The following is a 3,946-nucleotide window of genomic DNA, read 5'->3' on the forward strand; positions in this document are numbered from 1 at the left end:
TTTCTCAAATATTTCCCCACTTGGGTAATAATCAATACCCCTTCCATGTGCTCTGCCATCTTTGAACATAATTTCTTTTTTTATCACACCGATTCGGTAGTACTCCCTCACAATACCGTTGGGAATTATACCTGTCCCATGAAGAAGAATGCCATTTTTATCATATAACTCCGTCGCTATTTCTTGATCGTCGCAATAGTAACGTATCTGTTCAAATCGTCCTTCCTCTTTGAAGGAGACAATCCTTGTTACCACGTTTATCCTTCCAAGTATTTCTTTGTTCCTCTAATAATAACAATGCCAAAGAACATAAACTAAAGGCAAACATCCTAAATGTTTGCCAGAGGTGAAACGATGAAAACTAGTTTTTACAGTATTGTTTTAAAAGCTGATTTAAGGATACATAGAGAGCTTGAGTTAACACAAAAGAAACTGTATTTTGCCACGCAAATCATATATAAAATTAACATAAAAGTGGTATGATGTCAAACTGCTATTTCTATAATGTATCCCTAGGCGCATTGTGCTTCAGTTCTACTATTTTGGATCAATCAGTTTGTAGTCTTTTTTGCGAACATCAGAAAGGAGTAAGTCAACATTGTCTACTGATACTCCAACCATTCTGAGAGTGTCGGTAGCCAGGCGAAGACTACTTTCAACTGCTTCCGGTAGCGCAAGCGTGGCGCCTGCCCTGACCAGCCTGCCGCTTGCCTCGAGGTCTCTGGCCCTTGCAATCACAGGTATTCCGGGATAATTGTTTCTCACATGAGAGATGGTCTGAAGAGCGGTGCGTTCCTGATCAACGGTAAGGACTACGAGCGTTGCCTGCTCAACATGGATGGTAGTCAGAAGCTCCGGATTTGCGATATCCCCATAGTAGACGGGAAACCCATCTTTTTTTCCTTTCGCTACTTGCACCGGGTCGTTATCAAAAACGATAAAGGGAACCCTGCTCGCATTAAGAAGCACTGCCACTACGTGTCCTACTCGGCCGTAGCCCCCTATAATGACCCTCCCTTTTGTTTCACTGTCTTTATCCAGAAATAGGACACCCTCTTCCTTACGGGGAAGATGTCCTGCAATATAATCACCGAGCTTAGCCATCAGTGGTGTAAAGAGCATGCCGACTGATATAACGCCAATTCCCATCACAAAGGTGTTATTATCAATAACTTCTAAGGCCTTGGCGGAGGTGAGGAGGACAAAGCCAAACTCTCCGCCCTGTGCGAGAAAAAAAGATATGCTGATGGCGAGACTACGACCCATACCGAAGAGAAGACAGAGCACGAACGTAACACCGATCTTGATGAATAATACTACTCCTACGTTTTGAATAAAGACAAGCGGACTGGCGATAATTGATCGAAGGTCAATGGACATGCCGACAGCCACAAAGAAAAGGCTCATGAGGATTCCTTTGTAGGGTTCAATGTATGCCTCAATCTGCATATTATATTGTGAATCGGACAGAAGCATGCCCATAAGGAAAGCACCAAGGGCAAATGAGAAGCCCGCTCTATGCAAGGCCCAGGCGGCAAGAAAAACCGACAGCATAGCTACCATTAGAAAACCTTCCCGGTTCTTCTGGTACGCCAGTCGTTCCAGGGCGAAAGGCACAACATACTTACCGAATCCCCATACAAGGAGAAAAAGGCCCAGCATGACCCCAAGCTGTTTCCATCCCGGCATACTTAATGAGAATGTTCCCGGCCCGGCAAGGACAGGAATGATGGCCAGCATTGGTATTATGGCAAGGTCCTGCATGAGGAGAATCCCAAACGCAGTTCTGCCGTGAGGGCTCGCTATCTCGCCCTTTTCCTGTAGCACCTGCATAACAAGGGCGGTTGACGACACGGCCATGGTCATGCCAATAATGAGCGAAGCCTTCCAGGGCCAATTATTCAAAAGGGCGTAGCCGGTAACTGCGGCGGTAGTAAAAATGATCTGCAGGGAACCGAGGCCGAATACCTGGCGCCTCAGTGCCCACAGACGTGAAGGTCTGATCTCAAGTCCAATGACAAAGAGCAGAAGCACCACTCCAAGCTCGGTAAAGCTGCGAACTCCTTCCACATGGGTTGTGATATGGGGGCCGGGGGTATTCGGGCCGACGATTATTCCCGTCACCAGAAGTCCTGCAATTGATCCCAGGCCAAGGTGCCTGAACAGCATGATTATAACGGACGCAGCAATGAGAAGAATTACCGCTGATAATATAAAACTCTCAAGTTCCATATCACCAAAAACCTATGTAATAGGATGATATTACCGGATGAAGAAAATAATTTCGTATTATATATATCATGGTTATGTCCCGAAGTTTGGTCTAGCTATTTTTTTAAGGGAGGTGGGATTATGGCTCCGCAGAATTTGCAAGAAACGGCTTCACGTTTCTTGGCCGATGGCACGATTTGATCCCGCTTGCATTTCGGGCACGTCCTTTTTAAACGGAGAAGCCTTCCTATAACGGCGCCAAGAACCATAAACATATATTCACCTCGTCGGAGCAGGATCAATAAGTAACTCTGCTTTTCTATGAATTAATCCTATAAACAATCTTCTATACTATGAAAAATCCGAAATAAAATCAATAGCCGATCGGTGAATATCATTCTAAGCATCTAATGCTGGAAGAACAGGACAGGGACTTGGCCTCAGTTAATAACTATTACCATCTGAACGCACAGATAAACCATTACATTTCAAAACTGTTTAGTTCAGGAAGCTATACGTAACAAATCCTGCTCTTTCTCTTAATATTAGTTACTTACACCCTGTTTTCCTTTTTGTATGTTTTTTTCTCACTCATAGCACCTTTTTCTTGTGAATATAGCATATGATCATCCGCCACATTCAGTCTTGTTTGGAGTAACCATCCATCCTTGCCTCCTGCCTGGTTCCGCTGCATGACAACCTCTATTGCGTTATAGTAGTCCCGCTGGATCTTCACATTCGACACCCGGCAGTACCGCTGTGTCGTGGTGATGTGGGTATGCCCCAAGAGATCCTGGATGGTGGAGAGATCGGCGTCGGCGTTTAAGAGTTGAGTGGCCATGGTGTGACGGAGTTGGTGACACGACACCCTGACCGTGCTCTGTCTGGCGTAGTATTCAATTCTCTTCTGGATGCCTCTGACCGATATCGGCGTCCCTGCCAGAGGTCCCTTCTGCACAAGGAACATTCTTCTCGCCTTCGATGAACGTTTCTTGAGATAGTCATCGAGAGCGAAGCTCGCATCTTTGCTCAAGTAGACGACCCGGTCCTTGCGGCCCTTTCCGCTGGCGACAAAGAGACGGTTCCGTGGGAGTTCCACTGCATCTACGGTCAACCGGGAGACCTCCTCCACTCTCAGGCCGCAGCGAAGCATGAGCATGAACATGGCTGCATCTCTTGGATCGGCGATGACGGCGAGAAGCTTGCCCACCTCGTCGTCCTTTAAGTGGCGGGGCAGCGGTTTCGGCAGACGGATCGATATCCTCGTGACGGGATTGGCCGTCTTCATCCCCTCATCATCGATGAGATAGTCGAAGAAGAGGCGTATGGTCTGGAGGTGGCAGGTGATGGTCTTCGGGGACAGCTGTTTTCCCATAAGGTGATCCACGTAGCTGCCCATCTCTTTACGGGTCACTTCGTTGAGGGACACGTTGAGCCATGCGGTAAAGTGAGAGAGGATATTCAGGTAGTTCTTTACCGTATGGGGAGAGAAGTTCCTCCTCTTTAAGAATCGCCGGTATCTGTCAGTACTCTCCATCTGCTTCTCCTTTTTCGATGATCGCCATGGCCCGGAAGTATTCTTCTTCTCTGGTCCTGTCGGTTAATCTTGCGTAGCGGCGTGTCATCTCGATGTCCTGATGACCCAAGAGCTGCTGGAGGACTTCCAGCCGCATACCGGCATTTAAGAGCTCCGATGCATAGGTGTGCCTGAGGGCATGGACGGTGTAGCCCTTTT

The 3,946-nt window shown here is 47.2% G+C and carries 4 protein-coding genes; all 4 read right to left on the minus strand.

The genetic code is table 11. The features are described from left to right. A partial coding sequence (locus tag PHU49_15465) for a hypothetical protein (protein MDD5245406.1) occupies positions 1–255 on the minus strand: 255 nt, incomplete at its 3' end. A gap of 282 nt (positions 256–537) precedes the next feature. Continuing rightward, positions 538–2,232: a cation:proton antiporter gene (locus PHU49_15470; GenBank protein ID MDD5245407.1), complete on the minus strand. Its 1,695-nt coding sequence runs from the start codon at positions 2,230–2,232 to the stop codon at positions 538–540. A 532-nt stretch (positions 2,233–2,764) separates the two neighbouring features. Beyond that, positions 2,765–3,748: a tyrosine-type recombinase/integrase gene (locus PHU49_15475; GenBank protein MDD5245408.1), complete on the minus strand. Its 984-nt coding sequence runs from the start codon at positions 3,746–3,748 to the stop codon at positions 2,765–2,767. After that, positions 3,735–3,946, minus strand: a 212-nt coding sequence (locus tag PHU49_15480) for a tyrosine-type recombinase/integrase (protein MDD5245409.1), incomplete at its 5' end; no start/stop codon positions are given. The genes PHU49_15480 and PHU49_15475, both read right to left, overlap by 14 nt.

It is taken from the genome of Syntrophorhabdaceae bacterium (assembly GCA_028713955.1).
Classification (GTDB): domain Bacteria; phylum Desulfobacterota; class Syntrophorhabdia; order Syntrophorhabdales; family Syntrophorhabdaceae; genus UBA5609.

Coding starts and splice junctions, on each gene's coding strand:
- PHU49_15470 (MDD5245407.1), bottom strand. CDS start 2,232: ATGGAACTTGAGAGTTTTATATTATCAGCGGTAATTCTTCTCATTGCT.
- PHU49_15475 (MDD5245408.1), bottom strand. CDS start 3,748: ATGGAGAGTACTGACAGATACCGGCGATTCTTAAAGAGGAGGAACTTC.